Annotated in this window: 16 protein-coding genes and 1 pseudogene; 11 read left to right on the plus strand and 6 right to left on the minus strand. The window is 64.3% G+C overall.

Annotated features, from left to right (window positions below; all coding sequences use genetic code 11):
- A pseudogene (locus tag J3489_RS37880) lies at positions 1 to 164 on the minus strand (ABC transporter permease); the annotation flags it as partial.
- A gap of 324 nt (positions 165 to 488) precedes the next feature.
- Between J3489_RS37880 and J3489_RS26305 the strand changes: the two are divergent.
- Positions 489 to 1,034, plus strand: a complete 546-nt coding sequence (locus J3489_RS26305) for a hypothetical protein (protein WP_207003093.1) — start codon at positions 489 to 491, stop codon at positions 1,032 to 1,034.
- Positions 1,031 to 1,297 (plus strand): double-stranded DNA-specific endonuclease, encoded by a 267-nt coding sequence (locus J3489_RS26310; RefSeq protein ID WP_207003094.1) that lies wholly within the window; start codon positions 1,031 to 1,033, stop codon positions 1,295 to 1,297. Before J3489_RS26305 ends, J3489_RS26310 begins: the two co-directional genes overlap by 4 nt.
- A gap of 34 nt (positions 1,298 to 1,331) precedes the next feature.
- Here J3489_RS26310 and J3489_RS26315 read toward each other — a convergent pair whose 3' ends face one another.
- Positions 1,332 to 2,648, minus strand: a complete 1,317-nt coding sequence (locus J3489_RS26315; protein WP_207003095.1) for an ATP-binding protein — start codon at positions 2,646 to 2,648, stop codon at positions 1,332 to 1,334.
- Positions 2,632 to 3,354 (minus strand): response regulator, encoded by a 723-nt coding sequence (locus J3489_RS26320; protein WP_207003096.1) that lies wholly within the window; start codon positions 3,352 to 3,354, stop codon positions 2,632 to 2,634. The genes J3489_RS26315 and J3489_RS26320 overlap by 17 nt, the downstream gene beginning before the upstream one ends.
- Positions 3,355 to 3,578: 224 nt before the next feature.
- Between J3489_RS26320 and J3489_RS26325 the strand changes: the two genes are divergently transcribed.
- The 5 genes from J3489_RS26325 (at position 3,579) to J3489_RS26345 (ending at position 8,761) form a co-directional block, all read left to right on the plus strand.
- Positions 3,579 to 4,112 carry a periplasmic heavy metal sensor gene (locus tag J3489_RS26325; RefSeq protein ID WP_207003097.1) on the plus strand — a complete coding sequence of 178 codons (534 nt, stop codon included), beginning with the start codon at positions 3,579 to 3,581 and terminating at the stop codon, positions 4,110 to 4,112.
- Between the two features lie 718 nt (positions 4,113 to 4,830).
- Positions 4,831 to 5,520: an ABC transporter permease gene (locus J3489_RS26330; protein WP_207003098.1), complete on the plus strand. Its 690-nt coding sequence runs from the start codon at positions 4,831 to 4,833 to the stop codon at positions 5,518 to 5,520.
- Between the two features lie 20 nt (positions 5,521 to 5,540).
- Positions 5,541 to 6,254 carry an ABC transporter permease gene (locus J3489_RS26335; protein ID WP_207003099.1) on the plus strand — a complete coding sequence of 238 codons (714 nt, stop codon included), beginning with the start codon at positions 5,541 to 5,543 and terminating at the stop codon, positions 6,252 to 6,254.
- A gap of 13 nt (positions 6,255 to 6,267) precedes the next feature.
- Positions 6,268 to 7,035, plus strand: a complete 768-nt coding sequence (locus J3489_RS26340; RefSeq protein WP_207003105.1) for an ABC transporter ATP-binding protein — start codon at positions 6,268 to 6,270, stop codon at positions 7,033 to 7,035.
- Positions 7,036 to 7,624: 589 nt separating this feature from the next.
- Complete coding sequence (locus tag J3489_RS26345; RefSeq protein ID WP_207003196.1) at positions 7,625 to 8,761, plus strand: porin; 1,137 nt, start codon at positions 7,625 to 7,627, stop codon at positions 8,759 to 8,761.
- Between the two features lie 189 nt (positions 8,762 to 8,950).
- Here the strand turns inward: J3489_RS26345 and J3489_RS26350 are convergent, their stop codons facing one another.
- Together J3489_RS26350 and J3489_RS26355 are read right to left on the minus strand one after the other, a co-directional pair.
- Positions 8,951 to 9,289, minus strand: a complete 339-nt coding sequence (locus J3489_RS26350; RefSeq protein ID WP_207003107.1) for a P-II family nitrogen regulator — start codon at positions 9,287 to 9,289, stop codon at positions 8,951 to 8,953.
- Positions 9,290 to 9,395: 106 nt separating this feature from the next.
- Positions 9,396 to 11,084 (minus strand): NAD+ synthase, encoded by a 1,689-nt coding sequence (locus J3489_RS26355; RefSeq protein ID WP_207003108.1) that lies wholly within the window; start codon positions 11,082 to 11,084, stop codon positions 9,396 to 9,398.
- Positions 11,085 to 11,408: 324 nt separating this feature from the next.
- Between J3489_RS26355 and J3489_RS26360 the strand changes: the two genes are divergently transcribed.
- Positions 11,409 to 12,578: a GNAT family N-acetyltransferase gene (locus tag J3489_RS26360; RefSeq protein ID WP_207003109.1), complete on the plus strand. Its 1,170-nt coding sequence runs from the start codon at positions 11,409 to 11,411 to the stop codon at positions 12,576 to 12,578.
- Between the two features lie 87 nt (positions 12,579 to 12,665).
- Positions 12,666 to 12,947 (plus strand): GIY-YIG nuclease family protein, encoded by a 282-nt coding sequence (locus J3489_RS26365; protein WP_207003110.1) that lies wholly within the window; start codon positions 12,666 to 12,668, stop codon positions 12,945 to 12,947.
- Here J3489_RS26365 and ppa read toward each other — a convergent pair.
- Positions 12,937 to 13,464 (minus strand): inorganic diphosphatase, encoded by a 528-nt coding sequence (gene ppa / locus J3489_RS26370; protein ID WP_207003111.1) that lies wholly within the window; start codon positions 13,462 to 13,464, stop codon positions 12,937 to 12,939. The genes J3489_RS26365 and ppa overlap by 11 nt on opposite strands.
- Before the next feature lie 255 nt (positions 13,465 to 13,719).
- Here ppa and J3489_RS26375 point away from each other — a divergent pair, with 255 nt between their 5' ends.
- On the plus strand, positions 13,720 to 15,159 hold the full coding sequence (locus tag J3489_RS26375; protein WP_207003112.1) for an aldehyde dehydrogenase family protein: 1,440 nt from the start codon (positions 13,720 to 13,722) through the stop codon (positions 15,157 to 15,159).
- 172 nt (positions 15,160 to 15,331) lie between these two features.
- Positions 15,332 to 16,090 carry an SDR family oxidoreductase gene (locus J3489_RS26380; protein ID WP_207003113.1) on the plus strand — a complete coding sequence of 253 codons (759 nt, stop codon included), beginning with the start codon at positions 15,332 to 15,334 and terminating at the stop codon, positions 16,088 to 16,090.
- Positions 16,091 to 16,139: the final 49 nt, after the last annotated feature.

Below are 16,139 nucleotides of genomic sequence, written 5' to 3' on the forward strand. Positions count from 1 at the left end.
TGGGTCTTGAGCGCCGAGATCGGCGCCATCGTCTGATGGAAGCCGATCGCCGCCATCGCAATGAGGCCGATGATCAGCGGGAACGCCACAAAATCCCAGCGATTGGGGAGCAGCCGCCACGCTGAAGCGTTGGCGGTGCGATTCAGGTTGAAGCCGAAGTCCATCAGGCGCCCTCCGCGGCACGATACGGTAAAAGGTCCGCTGCCGGCGAGCCGGCGCCGAGGCGGCAGATCGCATGCGAATGGCGTGCGGCGCGAGCGTCAAGCCAGTCAAAAGGTCGATTCGGAAAGCGATATGAGGACATGACAAGACGCATGAGTGCGGAATTTCGTTGACTGCTAAGGCGCTGTAGTCAGCATGCGCTACCCCCCGGCGGCGGCGCATTCCGAATGCGCTCGAAGGCTGACTAGCTCTCGTGCTTTTTGACGGCACGACACTACTACAACCTAGGTTTCAGACACAACCTTTCGGCGCCGGATGATGCAAAAATGCTGCGCCCGTTCCGCTCCAGCCGGCCCTGGCCGCAGATGGGCCGGCCCTCCCTGCTCCGGGCGATTGCGCTGTCGAGCTTCATGATGGTCACGCTCGCCTGCTGGATCGTCGCGGGTCTGGTGGCCGATAACATGGCGGAACGCGAACTCGACGACGCCATCGTCACGCAGCGCCGGATTTCGGCGGCGGCTGCCGACAACATGGCGCAGATGATTGCAAGCGATCTGGCGATGGCACGCGCAATTCCCGAAACCATCGCCGAAATACGCATGATTCAGCGCGCGCTGGCCCAGGCGCAGAATTATGCCGCGAAGCGCCCCGGCATGGAACCCGAGCTGCGCGGCGCGCTCTCGAAAGCCCCGCGCGCCGCACCGCGTTCGCGACGTCTTGGGCGGCTTACGCGGCTTGCTCGACGCAACCCATTTCCGCGCGGCAGCCCGGCACATCCGCTGAAAACAGCCATTAGATCGGCATGCGGCAACGGCAAGGTATCATCCACTTTCATACGAAAGTCATCGATCGAACCTCGGAGGTGTGGATGAAAGGGAATCTGGTCATCGTCTGCCGGGATCACGACGCCAACGCGTTCGACCATCTGCTTGCCGAATACGGCGCGTTTCAGAGCCGGCTGTCGTCGACGGCGTGGTACCTGAAACTCAACGTCGCGCCCGAAACGATCCAGGAGGAAATTCTGGAGAAGCTCGGCAAGTACACGACGCACTACATCTTCGAGGCCAACAGCGTCACGTACAACACGGTCGACAGCGAAGCTGCGGCGGCGCTCAACACGCTGTTCGCCGAATAAACGTCCGCCTGCACGGGCGCCGCTGCGTCCGCTCCTACCAGACCGCTTCGGATTCCGCTGCTGCGCGCGGCAGCGCTTCGAACGGGAATGTCATCAGCACGCGCAAGCCGCGTCCTTCCTGATTGCCGATCTCGCACGCACCGCCCGCGCGGCGCACGAGCCGCTCGACGATCGCCAGCCCGAGACCGCTGTGCCCGTTGCCGCCGCGCGCCGGATCGAGCCGCACGAACGGGCGGCTCGCATTGACCAAATCCTGCGGCGCGATCCCGTGCCCATGATCGCTGACCGAAAGCGTCCAGCCGGCTGGCGTGCGCACGGTCTCGATGTGGACGGGCGGCGCGCCATACGTGTGAGCGTTCTCGAGCAGGTTCGACAGGATCCGGTCGAGCGTCGCGGCGGGCAGCCGGAAACCCGGCCCGGCGGCGAGCGCGGTTTGCACGCTCCGCTCGCCGGTCGATGCCGCGCGATAGCTGCGGGCAAGGCGCTCGCACTGCTCGTCGACTTCGACCGGCTCGCTGCGGTCGATGCCGCCGTGCGCAAACACGAGGAATTGATCGACGATGTGCGTCATCGAATCGACGTCGCGCACGACGCCATCGCGCATCTTCGCCTCTTCCATCATTTCCGCGCGCAGCCGCAGGCGTGCGAGCGGCGTCCTGAGATCGTGCGCGACACCGGCCAGCATCACCGCGCGGTCGTTCTCCGTGCGCGACACTTCCTGAACCATCTGATTAAAGCCGTGCGTCAATTGGCGCAGTTCGCGCGGCCCGCGCTCCTTCAAGGGCGGCACCGGCTGCCCGCGGCCGAACCGGGTGACCGCCTGCGCGAGCGACGTCAACGGCTTCTGCAGCCGCCACGCGACAAAAAGCGCGCACATCACCGCCAGCGAAAAGATCGACGAGAGCCAGATCAGCATCTGGTCGAACGGCCGTGGCGAGCGCAGCGGCTGCACCGGCACGACGATCCAATCGCGGTCGCCGGCCTCGTGCACCCACAGCGTGGGCGGGTGGCCCGGCACGCCGATACGGACATCGGAGCCCGGCGGCATCCGGTCGCGCACGTCGTCGACAAAGCGCTTGAGCGAGCCGGGCAAGTCTGGATTCTCGGGCGGGATGTCGGCGCTCGTCGGATCGACGAGGCGCACGCGCGACGGCAGCGGCTGGTTCGGCGTGAGCTTGACGCGCTGGCGCACGGCGTCGACCAGGAACGTCGCCTCCTCCACCGCATAGCGCGCCTGGAACTGGGTGCGCTCGAAGCGGATCAGCAGGAACCAAGCAAAATGCGACAACAGCAGGACAGCGATGACGAGCAGCGCCAGCCGTCCGAACAGCGAATCAATTGGCCGGCGCATTTTGCTCGCCGTCGGGCACGAAGACATAGCCGCGGCCGCGCACGGTCTGGATGAAACGCGGCGTCGACGGGTCGGTCTCGAGAATGCGGCGCAGGCGCCATACCTGCACGTCGATGCCGCGATCGGTGCCGTCGTACTCCGGCCCGTGCAGCAATTCGAGCAGGCGCTCGCGCGTGAGCGTGCGCATCGGATGATTCACGAAGATCTTCAAGAGCGCGAACTCGCTGCCCGACAGCGTGAGCGGCTTGCCTTCCATATTCAGCGTGCGCGATTGGAAGTCGAGCTGGAAGCGGCCGAACGAGAACGGCTCGCGCTGCTCGGGCGCCGCCGACGGCACGGTGCGCCGGCGCCGCAACACCGCCTGCACGCGCGCGAGCAGCTCGCGCGGATTGAACGGCTTGCCGAGGTAGTCGTCCGCGCCGAGCTCGAGGCCGACGATGCGATCGACGTCGTCGGCGCGCGCAGTCAGCATGATCACGGGGATGTCGTCGCCCGCCGCGCGCAGCTTGCGCAGCGCGGTGAGGCCGTCGACGCCCGGCATCATCAGGTCGAGCACGATCAGGTCGGGACGCTCGCGCTCGAGGCGCCGCTCGAGCGAGCCGGCGTCGTGCAGCACCGAGACCTCGATGCCCTGTTTGACGAGGTAGTCGCGCAGCAGATCGCGCAGTTCGGAGTCGTCGTCGACGACAAGAATTTGAGTAGCCATGGGACGAAGTTTAACGCGCACCGCCCGCGCTTTCGGCAAGCAAACACGCTAAAGGGTTACGAGGTATTACTGCGAAAGTCACACGTAATGTAGCGTAATACGCCCTCTGCACTGCGTAACACGACGCGGGCGCCGGATGTCTAGCCTATCCCTAACCGATGGCGCGCCGTGTTCTACGCAAGCGGCAGTCGCATCGTCGGCTTATTTATTCTTAGGAGTCTTCGATGAAAAACAAGATCTCTCGCTATCTCGCCGTTGCTGCCGCATCGCTCGCCGTGACGTTCGGCGCCGCTTACGCCGCCGAGGGCGGCATGCCGATGGGCGACCATGGAGGCTGGCACCATGGCGGCTTCGAAAAGCAGTTGAATCAATTGCACGCGCAACTGAAGCTCACGCCGGATCAGGAAAAGCAGTGGCAGGACGCGCTCAACACGATGAAGCAAAACCGCCAGGCTGCGCGCGCGAATCACGAACAGATGCACGCGCAATTCAAGTCGATGGAGCAGCAGCCGATCCTCGATCTGAACGCACTGCATGACGCTCACGTGAAAGCCGAGCAGCAAGATCAGCAGCTGCGCGAGCAGACTGCCCAGGCGTGGCTCGCCTTCTACAACGGCTTGAACGGCCAGCAAAAGACCATCGTGAGCACGGCGCTCAAACAGCACTTCGCAAAGATGGAGCAGTTCCGCGACAAGATGCATCAGCGCTGGGAACAGCATGAGAAGGGCGCAGCGTCGGACGCGGCGCCTGCGCAGTAAGCCGGGCGGTTCCGGCGCTCGCCGCGCCGGAGCGATGCCTTGGCGGCGGTCTGCCCTCGCCGGCACCGCATTGAGGAAAACGCCACGTGCGCATGAGCTGCGCCACGTGGCGTTTTTTGTCGACCCGAGTTAGCGCTTTAGCGGTTACTCGGGTCCCATGCGGAGCTGGCCGTTCGCCGCTGAAGACCGGCGCATTGGCTTCGCTTGTCGATCGACTACACGGTCCTTCGTTTTCGCTTGCCGTCGCTGCTCGGGGTTCGCCGCAGTAGCGCCGCGCGCGGCTTCGGGTAAAATACCGCCCTTTTCGCCCGCGCGTCCTTGCGGACCCGGAGCAGTGCCTCAAGCCCGGCGTGTTTTTTGTCAGCCTAGAATAGCGGCCGGCACGGCCACCGGACAGCGCGCGAAAAAGCACGCTCCGAGTACGCCGCCCGCGCGGTCTGCTGCGAAGAGCCGGAGCCCGATTTTCGGCCCCGGCACAAGAGCAACACGACAAGCAGTACGGTCGGAAAACGCGCCGTCTTGCCGAAGTACGGCGTAGCAAGCGCCTCACACGCTTTGTGCGCCTTCTCTGCAGCCCCGCACCGGCTGCACGGCGAGACGGTCAGGTATTTCACGGCGATGCGCGACAGCATCGCGCGCCCGCTTCACACGCGAAGGCGCCATGCTGTCGGGAATCGCGTCTTTCGCGGTGCGCCCGGCGCGCCGTCAAGGACTTCCTATGTTCCTTCAAGGCTACGGCCCGCTGATCCTCGCGGGCACTTGGCAGACCGTCAAGCTGGCGGTCCTTTCGCTCGCGTTCGCATTCGTGCTGGGCCTGCTCGGCGCGGCGGCGAAGCTGTCGAAGAACCGCATCGCCTACGGCGCCGGCGCGCTGTATACGACGCTCGTTCGCGGCGTCCCCGATCTCGTGCTGATGCTCCTGCTCTTCTACAGCATCCAGATCTGGCTGAACAACCTCACCGACCTGCTCGGCTGGGACCAGATCGACATCGACCCGTTCGTGGCCGGCGTGATCGTCCTCGGCTTCATCTACGGCGCGTACTTCACCGAAACGTTCCGCGGCGCGTTCCTGTCGGTGCCGCGCGGCCAGCTCGAAGCGGGCGCCGCCTACGGCATGACGGGCTGGCAGACGTTCTCGCGCATCATGTTCCCGCAGATGATGCGCTTCGCGCTGCCCGGCATCGGCAACAACTGGCAGGTGATGGTGAAGGCGACGGCGCTCGTCTCGATCATCGGCCTCGCCGACGTGGTCAAGGCGTCGCAGGACGCCGGCAAGGGCACGCTGCGCTTTTTCTTCTTCACGCTGCTGGCAGGCGCGATCTATCTCGCCATCACGACGATTTCGAATCTGGTGCTGCTCCGGCTCGAGAAGCGCTATTCGATCGGCGTGCGGAAAGCGGACCTCTAAGCGCAACAGCAGGCGGAACTATGATCGAGCTGATTCAAGAATATTGGCGCAACTATCTCTATAGCGACGGCTACCGTTTGACGGGCGTCGTGATCACGCTGTGGCTGCTGGTCGTGTCGATCGGCCTCGGCTTCTGTCTTTCGGTGCCGCTCGCGGTGGCGCGGGTATCGAAGAAGAAGTGGCTTTCGAGCGCGGTGTGGCTCTATACGTATATCTTTCGCGGCACGCCGCTCTACGTGCAGCTGCTGCTCTGCTACACGGGCCTCTACAGCCTCGAAGTCGTGCGCGGCAACGAGCTGCTCAACACGTTCTTCCGAGACGGCATGCACTGCACACTGCTCGCGTTCACGCTGAACACCTGCGCGTACACCACCGAGATTTTCGCGGGTGCGATCAAGTCGACCGCCTATGGCGAGATCGAAGCGGCACGCGCGTATGGGATGTCGTCGTTCACGCTGTATCGGCGCGTGATCGTGCCGTCGGCATTGCGGCGCTCGCTGCCGCTCTACAGCAACGAAGTGATCTTGATGCTGCACGCGACGACCGTCGCATTCACGGCGACCGTCCCCGACATCCTCAAGATCGCGCGCGATGTGAACTCGGCCACCTATATGTCGTTCCAGGCGTTCGGCCTTGCCGCCCTGCTCTACCTCATCATTTCGTTTGCGCTCGTCGCGCTGTTCCGCCGCGCGGAGAAGCACTGGCTCGCGTATCTGCGTCCGCAAGGCAAGTAACTTGAATTCCCCAATGCACAAGCTTTTCGTCGACGATCTGCACAAACAATTCGGCAGCCACGAGGTCCTCAAAGGCGTTTCACTCAAAGCGAACGCCGGCGACGTGATCAGTATCATCGGCTCGTCCGGCTCGGGCAAAAGCACGTTCCTGCGCTGTATCAACTTTCTCGAGCAGCCGAATGCGGGGCGCATCGTCTTGGACGGCGAGGAAGTCCGCACGCAGAAAGACAAGGCCGGCGCGCTGCGCGTGGCCGACCACAAGCAACTGCAGCGCATGCGCACCAAGCTTTCGATGGTGTTCCAGCACTTCAACCTGTGGGCGCACATGAACGTGCTCGAGAACGTGATCGAAGCGCCGGTTCACGTGCTCGGCCTCGCGCGCCGCGAAGCCGAGGAACGTGCGCGCCACTATTTGGAAAAGGTGGGGCTCGCGCCGCGCGTCGAGAAGCAGTATCCGTCGCATTTGTCGGGCGGCCAGCAGCAGCGCGTCGCGATTGCGCGCGCGCTCGCGATGAACCCCGACGTGATGCTGTTCGACGAGCCGACTTCGGCGCTCGATCCGGAACTCGTCGGCGAAGTGCTCAAGGTGATGCAGAAGCTCGCCGAGGAAGGCCGCACGATGATCGTCGTGACGCACGAGATGGGCTTCGCGCGCAATGTGTCGAACCACGTCGTGTTCCTCCATCAGGGGCGCATCGAGGAAGAAGGCCACCCAGGCGAAGTCTTTCAAAACACGAAGAGCGAACGGCTCAAGCAATTCCTGTCAGGCAGCCTGAAATAAACGCAGCATCGAGTCGGGCTTAATGATATTTTTACAAGGCGCTTTCGACGCCTTTTGTTTTTCTTTCATCTCCCCGTTAAAGCCGATTTTTAGTCGGCCCGCTCTCGCCAATCAAGCGGAATTAGGCGCTTACTCCCGCCTAATTTCAGCGTCAATAGTGAAATTCCTTGACCCACGTGTCCAGGAATCGCGCTTCCCTTGTCAGACAAGGATTTTCGGCATCCTTACGGTTCCGGCCGATGCGTGCCGGCCACACTGGTATTGCAATTTAGAGACAGCGGCTAGCTGAACTACGATTTTCTTCGCCACTGAAGTGTATTTTTGCTAAATTAGTAACCAAAGTAGCAAAACAAAGTTCTCGAAAAGTAGTTTTACTTCAAAACGCAGAGGAGACACCGGTCAACGAGGGGATCGGGACTGCGACAGACAGCTGGCCCACTACACGCGCCCTGCTCGGGGACAACCGCCACACGGCACCGCGCGTCGGCCTCTCGCAGGTCTCCCTGGATAAAAATTCCCGCCGGGCGTCTCCACGCCGGGCGCTATTGGCAGTAGTGGCTTCATTCTTGACAGGGTAATGGAGGAGATGATGAAGAAAGCTTTGCTCGCCGCGGCGCTTATGTCTGCTGGCGTAGTCGCACACGCACAAAGCAGCGTTACGCTGTACGGGCGCCTAGACGCAGGCCTCGAATACATCAGCGGCCTGCCGAACAACAGCTACACCGGTACGACCTCGCGCTGGCGCCTGGAAAGCGGTGACTGGGGCACGAGCCTGTGGGGCTTGAAGGGCGCTGAAGACCTTGGCGGCGGCAACAAGGCAGTGTTCCAATTGGAAGGCAGCTTCAGCACGGCAACGGGTGCTCTCGGCTCGGCCGGCTCGATATGGAATCGCTGGGCAACCGTCGGTATCGCGAACGATCAGTTCGGTACCTTCTTGATGGGTCGCGAGCTTTTCATCTCGAACGGCGTGTGGGATTTCGATCCGTTCGGCCAATCGAACTGGTCGTCGGCATCGCTGGTGCGTGGCCGCAACTGGCCGCAATCGAGCAACAACGTGTCGTATCAGTCGCCGAAGTGGAACGGCTTTGACGTGTACGGCCAGTACTCGCTGTCGAACTCGACGAGCTGGAACGGCAACGGCACGACGTCGCAAGGCCGTGAAGACGGTCTCCAGTTGACCTACACGACGGCGCTCTTCCAGGTTCGCGGCTTGTACGACGAAATTCGCGACCCGAACAGCGGCCAGCTGAACGGTCAAGCCAGCAGCGCACTGAACGGCGCGTTCACGGCTTCGCGCGATTACGTCGCGGGCGTCAACGTGTTCCTCGGTCAGTTCAAGATTCAGGGTGTGTATGAAGCGATCCGCACGTCAGGCGTGACGAACGCCGGGCTCGGCACGCCGACCTCGCTCGATCAGGAATGGGGCGGCGTCACGTGGCAAGCCACGCCGGCTGCTGCTGTGATCGCAGCGGCGTACCACGTGAACGGCAACAACGGTGCCGGCAACGCGACGATCTACACGATCGGCGGCTCGTACAACCTGTCGAAGCGCACGCTGCTCGACATCCAGATCGCCACGGTGCGCAACAGCAAGACGGCCAACTTCGGCCTCGATGCGAACAACCCTGGCCCCGGCGGCACGGTCACCAGCTCGAGCTTCAACGAGAACCCGCTTGCAGGCCACAGCCAATCGGGCGTGTACGCAGGTATTCAGCACTCGTTCTAAGCGAACGGTGTAACCCGAACAGTTTCAACACAAGTTTCACGCTGCTGCGAGAGGCGCGTATCGGTGCGGTGTCCGCAAGGGCGTCGCACCGTTTTTTCATTTTGAGCGCCGAATACCCGAGGCGACGCCGGCGCAATGTCCAAGCAGCGGCCGCGCCGCGCAACGGCAGCGCGACCGCGTGTTCCAGCCTCACACCGCCGCTTCGTTTTCTTCGCCGGTCCGGATGCGGATCACGCGTTCCACGTCCGTCACGAAGATCTTCCCGTCGCCGATCTTGCCGGTGCGCGCCGCGCCGACGATCGCGTCGATCACCTGATCGCACTGCGCGCTCCCCACTACCACTTCGATCTTCACCTTCGGCAGGAAGTCGACGACATATTCGGCGCCCCGGTACAGCTCCGTGTGACCCTTCTGGCGTCCGAAGCCCTTGACTTCGGTGACGGTCAGCCCGGTCAGCCCGACTTCTGCGAGCGCCTCGCGCACTTCGTCGAGCTTGAACGGTTTGATGATGGCGGTGATGCGTTTCATGGCGTGCCTCGCAAGCGTTTGGAAAGAATGAGATGGGTTCGATTCTACGCCGCGCCGTGTGCCGCGCGATGCGCGCAAATGCACACGGCGCGTGCTGCCGGTTCGGTTATTCGATGGGTTCGTTGTAGCGCGACGTGATCGGATAGCGCCAGTCGCGGCCGAACGCGCGGTGTGTGACGCGAATGCCGATCGGTGCCTGGCGGCGCTTGTATTCGTTGACCTTGATGAGGCGCGTGACGCGCTTCACGTCGTCGGCAGCGAAGCCTGCCGCGACGATCTCGCCGAGCGATTTGTCCTCTTCCATGTACAGGCGCATGATTTCGTCGAGGACGTCGTATGGCGGCAGGCTGTCTTGGTCAGTCTGGTTCTCGCGCAGTTCGGCCGACGGCGCGCGCGTCAGGATCCGCTCGGGGATGATGTCGCGCGTGTCGAACGCGGTCGCTGCGTTGCGGTAGCGGCACAGGCGGTAAACGAGCGTCTTCGCGATGTCCTTGATGACCGCGAAGCCGCCCGCCATGTCGCCGTACAGCGTGCAGTAGCCGACCGCCATCTCGCTCTTGTTGCCCGTCGTCAGCACGATCGAGCCGAATTTGTTCGACAGCGCCATCAAGAGCGTGCCGCGAATGCGCGCTTGAATGTTCTCTTCGGTCGCGTCTTCGGCGCGGCCTTCGAACTCCTTCGCGAGCGAGCCGCGGAACGCGTCGAACATCGGCGCGATCGCGATTTCGTCGTAGCGCACGCCGACGCGCCGGGCCATGTCGGCCGCGTCGGTCGTCGAGATATCGGCCGTGTAGCGCGACGGCATCATCACGGCGCGCACGCGGTCCGCGCCCAGCGCGTCGCAGGCCACGGCCAGCACGAGCGCCGAATCGACCCCGCCCGAGAGGCCGATGATCGCCCCCGGAAAACCGTTCTTGCCGATATAGTCGCGCACGCCCATGACGAGCGCCGCGTAGACCTGCGCCTCGAGCGGCGCTTCGGGCGCGATCTCGCCTTCTATCGGCGTGGCGCCGTCGAACTCGACGATCGCATGGCCTTCGACGAACTGCGGCATCTTCGCGGCCACCGCGCCCTTCGCGTCGAGCACGAACGAGCCGCCGTCGAACACGAGTTCGTCCTGCGCGCCGACCATGTTCACGTAGATCACGGCCAAGCCGGTCTCGGCGATCCGCGCGCGGAGAATATCGACGCGCACCGCCTCCTTGTTCAAGTGATACGGCGAGCCGTTCGGGATCACGAGCACCTGCGCGCCCGCCGCCTTCGCGAGTTGCGCCGCCGACGCGTGCCACGCGTCCTCGCAGATCACGACGCCGTACTTGACGCCGTCGAGCGTGAAGACGAACGGCGTCGGGTTGGCGGCGAAGTAGCGCTTTTCGTCGAATACCTCGGTGTTCGGCAACTCCTGCTTCACGTAGGTACCCGCAACTTTGCCGTCGACGATCAGCGACGCCGCATTGTAGGTATCGACGGGCGGCAGCCCGCGCTCGATGGGCCGGTTTGCATTACCATGGCCGTTCGTGTCGTCGCGATGCGGATGGCCGACGATCACGTGCAAGCCGGCGAAAGGCTTGAGCTGTTCGGCGAGGTCGGCCAGTGCCGCGGCGCTCGCGGCGTAGAACGCGGGGCGCAGCAGCAGGTCTTCCGGCGGATAGCCGGAGAGCGCGAGCTCCGGCGCGACGAGCAGCTTCGCGCCGTCGTCGTGGGCCGCGCGCGCGGCGGCGACGATCTTCGCGACGTTGCCGGCGAAGTCGCCGACAGTGACGTTGATTTGAGCAAGTGCAATTCGGGTTTTCATGTCAGTACTCGCAGGGCCGCCCCCAGTGTGCTGACACCCCCTCGAGGGGCAGCGTGTCGATCGGGAGTAAGCGCTTTAGCGCTGACTCCGGTCCCATGCAAAGCAAGAAGTGAGCGTGGGGGCGGTTTCATTTCAGGTCGATAGCTGGGCCCGGCTAGCCGGAGAGCGCACGTCATTGCGAAACGCGATGACAGCACGCAACATGAGAGGCAAGCGGCGCTGCGTCTCTTGCGGATTGCGCCATTCGAACTGGCCCGCCCGAGGCCAGCCCCAAAGACAACAACCCGGAGCCGCGTCGCCGGACCACGTGGAACAGTCACACCGTTGAAACAAGAACGCTTCGATTATCGCATGGGCCTTCTCGCGTCTCCTCTCGAGGTCGACGCGGCGGAATGGAACGGCCTGCTCGCGCTTCAGCCGCAGCCCACACCGTTCCTCAGGCACGAATTCCTGAGCGCGCTGACCACGACGCAGTGCGCGAGCGAGCACGCGGGCTGGGCGCCGCGCTTCGTCACGCTGACGGACACGCGCACCGGGCGGCTCGCGGCGGCGTCACCGCTTTATCTGAAGAGCCACTCGTACGGCGAGTACGTGTTCGACTGGGCCTGGGCCGACGCGTACCAGCGCAACGGGCTTGCGTACTATCCGAAGCTCGTCTGCGCGGTGCCGTTCACGCCGGTGCAGGGCAGCCGGATGCTCGCCGCCGACGACACCGCGCGGCGCCAGCTCGCGGCCACGCTCGTCGCGCTGGCCAAGCAGATGGACGTGTCGTCGCTGCACGTGCTGTTCCCGACGGAAACCGAAACGCGCGCGCTGACGGACCTCGGCATGATGCAGCGCGAGGGTATCCAATTTCATTGGCTGAACGACGGCTACCGCGATTTCGACGATTTCCTATCGACGCTCGAACAAAAAAAACGCAAGAACATTCGCGCGGAGCGCCGCAAGGTGCGCGAAGCCGGCATCACGTTCCGGCGCGTGCGCGGCGAAGACGCCACCGATTCCGACTGGCGTTTTTTCAGCAAATGCTACCGGCAGACGTATCGCGAACACTATTCGTCGCCGTATCTGAATCTGGACTTCTTCAGGCGGATCGGCGAAACCATGCCGGAGAACCTGCTCATCGTCATCGCCGAATATGAGGGCAAGCCGATTGCGAGCTCGCTCGTCGTCTACGAGCGCAACGAAGCGACGGGCGGCACGCTCTACGGCCGCTACTGGGGCGCGCTCGAACATGTGCCGTGCCTGCACTTCGAGACCGCGTACTACCAGCCGCTCGAATTCTGCATCGAAGAAAAGCTCGACCGCTTCGAAGGCGGCGCGCAGGGCGAGCACAAGATGGCGCGCGGCTTTCTGCCGACGATCACGCGCTCCGCGCACTGGCTCGCGCATCCGGCGTTCGAGGATGCGGTCGGGCGCTTTCTCTCGAACGAGGCCAATCTGATCCACGCGCACATCGACGAATTGCGCGAGCACAATCCGTTCAGGACTTGATGCCGCAACAAGGCTGCCGCGGGCGATAATGCGGCGCTCGCGCAAGGCTGCCCGCACATCCGCGCACGCTTCCCCCTCTACTCGACGATGTCCTGGTTTCTCTATCTGATCGAATGCTCGGACGGCAGCGTCTATACCGGTATCGCCACCGACGTCGCCGCGCGCTTCGACAAGCACGCGAGCGGCAGGGGCGCGCGCTATACGCGCTCGCGCAAACCGGTGGCGCTGCTGGCGTCGTTCGAACTTGCCGATCGTTCCAGCGCATTGCGCGCCGAATATTGGGTGAAGCGTCTCGCGCCCGCTGAAAAGCGCGCGCTGGCGGCGGGCGCGCGCACGCTCGAATCGGTGGTGCCGCCGCTTACTTCTTGAAGTTCGCGACGCCCTCGGTAATTTCCTTCTGCGCGGCTTCCAGGCCAACCCAGCCGTCGACCTTCACCCACTTGCCCTTTTCGAGCGCCTTGTAGTGCTCGAAGAAGTGCTTGATCTGGTCCTTCAGGTATTCGGGCACGTCGTCGACCGACTTCATGTGCGCCGTCATCGGGCACAGCTTGTCTTGCGGCACGGCGATCAGCTTCGCGTCGACGCCCGATTCGTCGGTCATCTGCAGCATGCCGAGCGCGCGGCAGCGCACCACGCAGCCGTGGACCAGCGGGAACGGCGTGACGACGAGCACGTCGACGGGGTCGCCGTCACCCGACAGCGTCTGCGGAATGAAGCCGTAGTTCGCCGGATAGCGCATGCCCGTGCCGATGAAGCGGTCGACGACGAGCAAGCCGAGGTCCTTGTCCGCCTCGTATTTCACCGGATCGCTTTGCGCCGGGATTTCGATGATGACGTTGAAGTCGTTCGGGATGTCTTTGCCTGCGGGGACGTGATTGAAGCTCATGACGTTCTCTGAAGAAAGAGGAAGGAATTCGTAACACACGGCTCTTCCGCCCGATCGCGAGCGAAAACCGCTGTGCCTCGCGCCGGGCGGGCCAGACAGGAAGAATGCGCCATTATAGCCAATCGGCCATACGCACTTGGCCGATTGGCGCGATAATCGACGCGCGTTTCGTCGCATTTCCGCGCATTTCCGCGCATTTCCGTTTCGATCGATTCTCCGCATTGGAATCAGACACCTGGCCGGCGAGGAGTTTGCATGGAAGAAGCGAAGCATTTCATCGGGGGCGGCTGGGCTGCCGCTTCCGGCGGCGAGACGATCGCCGTGATCGACCCGTCCGACGGCGAGACGTTTGCGCAACTCGCGCGCGGCACGGCAGCGGACATCGACAGCGCAGTCGCCGCCGCGCGCGCCGCGTTCGGCGGCGCATGGGGTCAATCGAGCGCCGCCGAGCGCGGACGCTTGCTGTACCGGCTCTCGATGCTCGTCGCCGCGTGCCACGAAGAGCTCGCGCAGATCGAGGCGCGCGACACCGGCAAGCCGCTCAAGCAAGCGCACGCCGACGCCGCCGCCCTCGCCCGCTACTTCGAGTTCTACGCGGGCGCCGCGGACAAGCTCCATGGCGAAACCCTGCCCTATCAATCCGGCTACACCGTGCTGACGATCCGCGAGCCGCACGGCGTGACGGGTCACATCGTGCCGTGGAACTATCCGATGCAGATCTTCGGACGCAGCGTCGGCGCCGCGCTCGCGGCGGGCAACGCCTGCGTCGTGAAGCCCGCGGAGGACGCCTGCCTGTCGGTGCTGCGCGTCGCGGCGCTCGCCGCCGAGGCCGGACTGCCGCCCGGCGCCCTCAACATCGTCACCGGCTTCGGGCACGAAGCGGGTGCCGCGCTCGCGCGCCATCCCGGCATCGATCACATCTCGTTCACCGGTTCGCCCGAGACCGGCAAGCTCGTCGCGCAGATGGCCGCGGAAAACCACGTGCCGGTCACGCTCGAACTGGGCGGCAAGTCGCCGCAAATCGTGTTTGCCGATGCCGATCTCGACGCCGCGCTGCCGAGTCTCGTCTCGGCGATCGTGCAGAACGCCGGTCAAACCTGCTCGGCGGGCAGCCGCGTGTTGATCGAACGCGCCGCGTATGAGCCGCTGCTCGAGCGGCTCGCCGCGCAGTTTCGCGAGTTGCGCGTGGGCCCGAGCCGCGCCGATCTCGATTGCGGGCCGCTCATCAGCGCGAAGCAGCAGCGGCGCGTGTGGGATTTCCTGTCCGATGCGCAGCACGACGGCATTCCGATGGCGGCGCACGGCGAAGTGGTCGCCGATGCGCCCGAACGCGGCTTTTATCAGGCGCCCGCGCTCTTGCGCGACGTGCCGCCGGGCCATCGCCTCGCGCGCGAAGAGGTCTTCGGGCCGGTGCTCGCCGCCTTGCCGTTCGACGACGAAAACGAAGCCGTCGCGCTCGCGAACGGCACGCCTTATGGGCTCGTCGCCGGCATCTGGACGCGCGACGGCGCGCGGCAGCTGCGCCTCGCGCGGCGCGTGCGTTCCGGCCAGGTGTTCATCAACAACTACGGCGCGGGCGGCGGCGTCGAATTGCCGTTCGGCGGCGTCGGCCATTCGGGTCACGGGCGCGAAAAAGGCTTCGAGGCGCTGTATGGCTTCACGGTGCTGAAAACGATCGCGATCAAGCACGGGTGAGCGAAGGTAGCGCCCTATAGGGAAAGAATGAACCACCCCCACGCTCACTTTCGTTCGCTGCCCCCGAGGGGGCGGCCCAGCGGGAGAAAATGAACGACCCCCACGCTCACTTACGTTCGCTGCCCCCCGAGGGGGCGGTTGCCTCCCTCGGGGCGGCCCAGCGGGAGGCAACATGCGCTTGAAAGGCAAAACGGCAGTGATCACAGGCGGAGGCTCGGGCTTCGGCGAGGGCATCGCCAAGACTTATGCGCGTGAAGGCGCCAACGTCGTCGTCAACGATCTGAACGGCGCCGCGGCCGAACGCGTCGCGAGCGAGATCGCGCTCGCGGGCGGCAAGGCGATCGCGGTAGCCGGCGACATCACGAAGCAAGCCGATTGGCACGCGCTGCGCGCCGCCGCGATCGAAGACTTCGGCAGCGTGCAGATCGTCGTCAACAACGCGGGCGTCACGCATCGGAACAAGCCCGTGCTCGACGTGACGGAAGGCGAATTCGACCGCGTCTATGCCGTGAACGTGAAAGGCCTCTACTGGAGCGTGCAGGAATTCGTGCCGTATTTCCGCGAGCACGGCGGCGGCGTGTTCGTCAACATCGCGTCGACGGCCGGCGTGCGGCCGCGCCCGGGCCTCGTCTGGTACAACGGCAGCAAGGGCGCGATGATCGTCGCGAGCAAGGCGCTCGCCGCCGAACTCGGTCCCGACCGGATTCGCGTGAACTGCGTGAATCCGGTCCTCGGCGAGACGGGCCTCATGACCGAGTTCATGGGCATGGAGGATACGCCCGAGAATCGCCAGCGCTTTCTCGCGAGCATTCCGCTCGGGCGCTTTTCGACGCCGCAGGACATCGCGAACGCCGCGCTCTTTCTGGCTTCGGACGAAGCCGAATTCGTGACCGGCGTCTGCCTCGAAGTGGACGGCGGGCGCTGCGTCTGATGGGGCCGCGCAGCGCGCAATGCCCGAAGCAAGATTGGAGGTGCCGGGG

The sequence above is a fragment of the Trinickia mobilis genome (assembly GCF_017315705.1).
Taxonomy (GTDB): Bacteria; Pseudomonadota; Gammaproteobacteria; order Burkholderiales; family Burkholderiaceae; genus Trinickia_A; species Trinickia_A mobilis.

Excerpts from the sequence above, each read along its gene's own strand:
- ppa (WP_207003111.1), bottom strand. The coding sequence starts at position 13,464 with ATGAGCTTCAATCACGTCCCCGCAGGCAAAGACATCCCGAACGACTTC.
- J3489_RS26335 (WP_207003099.1), top strand. The coding sequence starts at position 5,541 with ATGATCGAGCTGATTCAAGAATATTGGCGCAACTATCTCTATAGCGAC.
- J3489_RS26375 (WP_207003112.1), top strand. The coding sequence starts at position 13,720 with ATGGAAGAAGCGAAGCATTTCATCGGGGGCGGCTGGGCTGCCGCTTCC.
- J3489_RS26305 (WP_207003093.1), top strand. The coding sequence starts at position 489 with ATGCTGCGCCCGTTCCGCTCCAGCCGGCCCTGGCCGCAGATGGGCCGG.
- J3489_RS26315 (WP_207003095.1), bottom strand. The coding sequence starts at position 2,648 with ATGCGCCGGCCAATTGATTCGCTGTTCGGACGGCTGGCGCTGCTCGTC.
- J3489_RS26340 (WP_207003105.1), top strand. The coding sequence starts at position 6,268 with ATGCACAAGCTTTTCGTCGACGATCTGCACAAACAATTCGGCAGCCAC.
- J3489_RS26380 (WP_207003113.1), top strand. The coding sequence starts at position 15,332 with ATGCGCTTGAAAGGCAAAACGGCAGTGATCACAGGCGGAGGCTCGGGC.
- J3489_RS26355 (WP_207003108.1), bottom strand. The coding sequence starts at position 11,084 with ATGAAAACCCGAATTGCACTTGCTCAAATCAACGTCACTGTCGGCGAC.
- J3489_RS26345 (WP_207003196.1), top strand. The coding sequence starts at position 7,625 with ATGAAGAAAGCTTTGCTCGCCGCGGCGCTTATGTCTGCTGGCGTAGTC.
- J3489_RS26365 (WP_207003110.1), top strand. The coding sequence starts at position 12,666 with ATGTCCTGGTTTCTCTATCTGATCGAATGCTCGGACGGCAGCGTCTAT.
- J3489_RS26310 (WP_207003094.1), top strand. The coding sequence starts at position 1,031 with ATGAAAGGGAATCTGGTCATCGTCTGCCGGGATCACGACGCCAACGCG.
- J3489_RS26325 (WP_207003097.1), top strand. The coding sequence starts at position 3,579 with ATGAAAAACAAGATCTCTCGCTATCTCGCCGTTGCTGCCGCATCGCTC.
- J3489_RS26320 (WP_207003096.1), bottom strand. The coding sequence starts at position 3,354 with ATGGCTACTCAAATTCTTGTCGTCGACGACGACTCCGAACTGCGCGAT.
- J3489_RS26330 (WP_207003098.1), top strand. The coding sequence starts at position 4,831 with ATGTTCCTTCAAGGCTACGGCCCGCTGATCCTCGCGGGCACTTGGCAG.
- J3489_RS26350 (WP_207003107.1), bottom strand. The coding sequence starts at position 9,289 with ATGAAACGCATCACCGCCATCATCAAACCGTTCAAGCTCGACGAAGTG.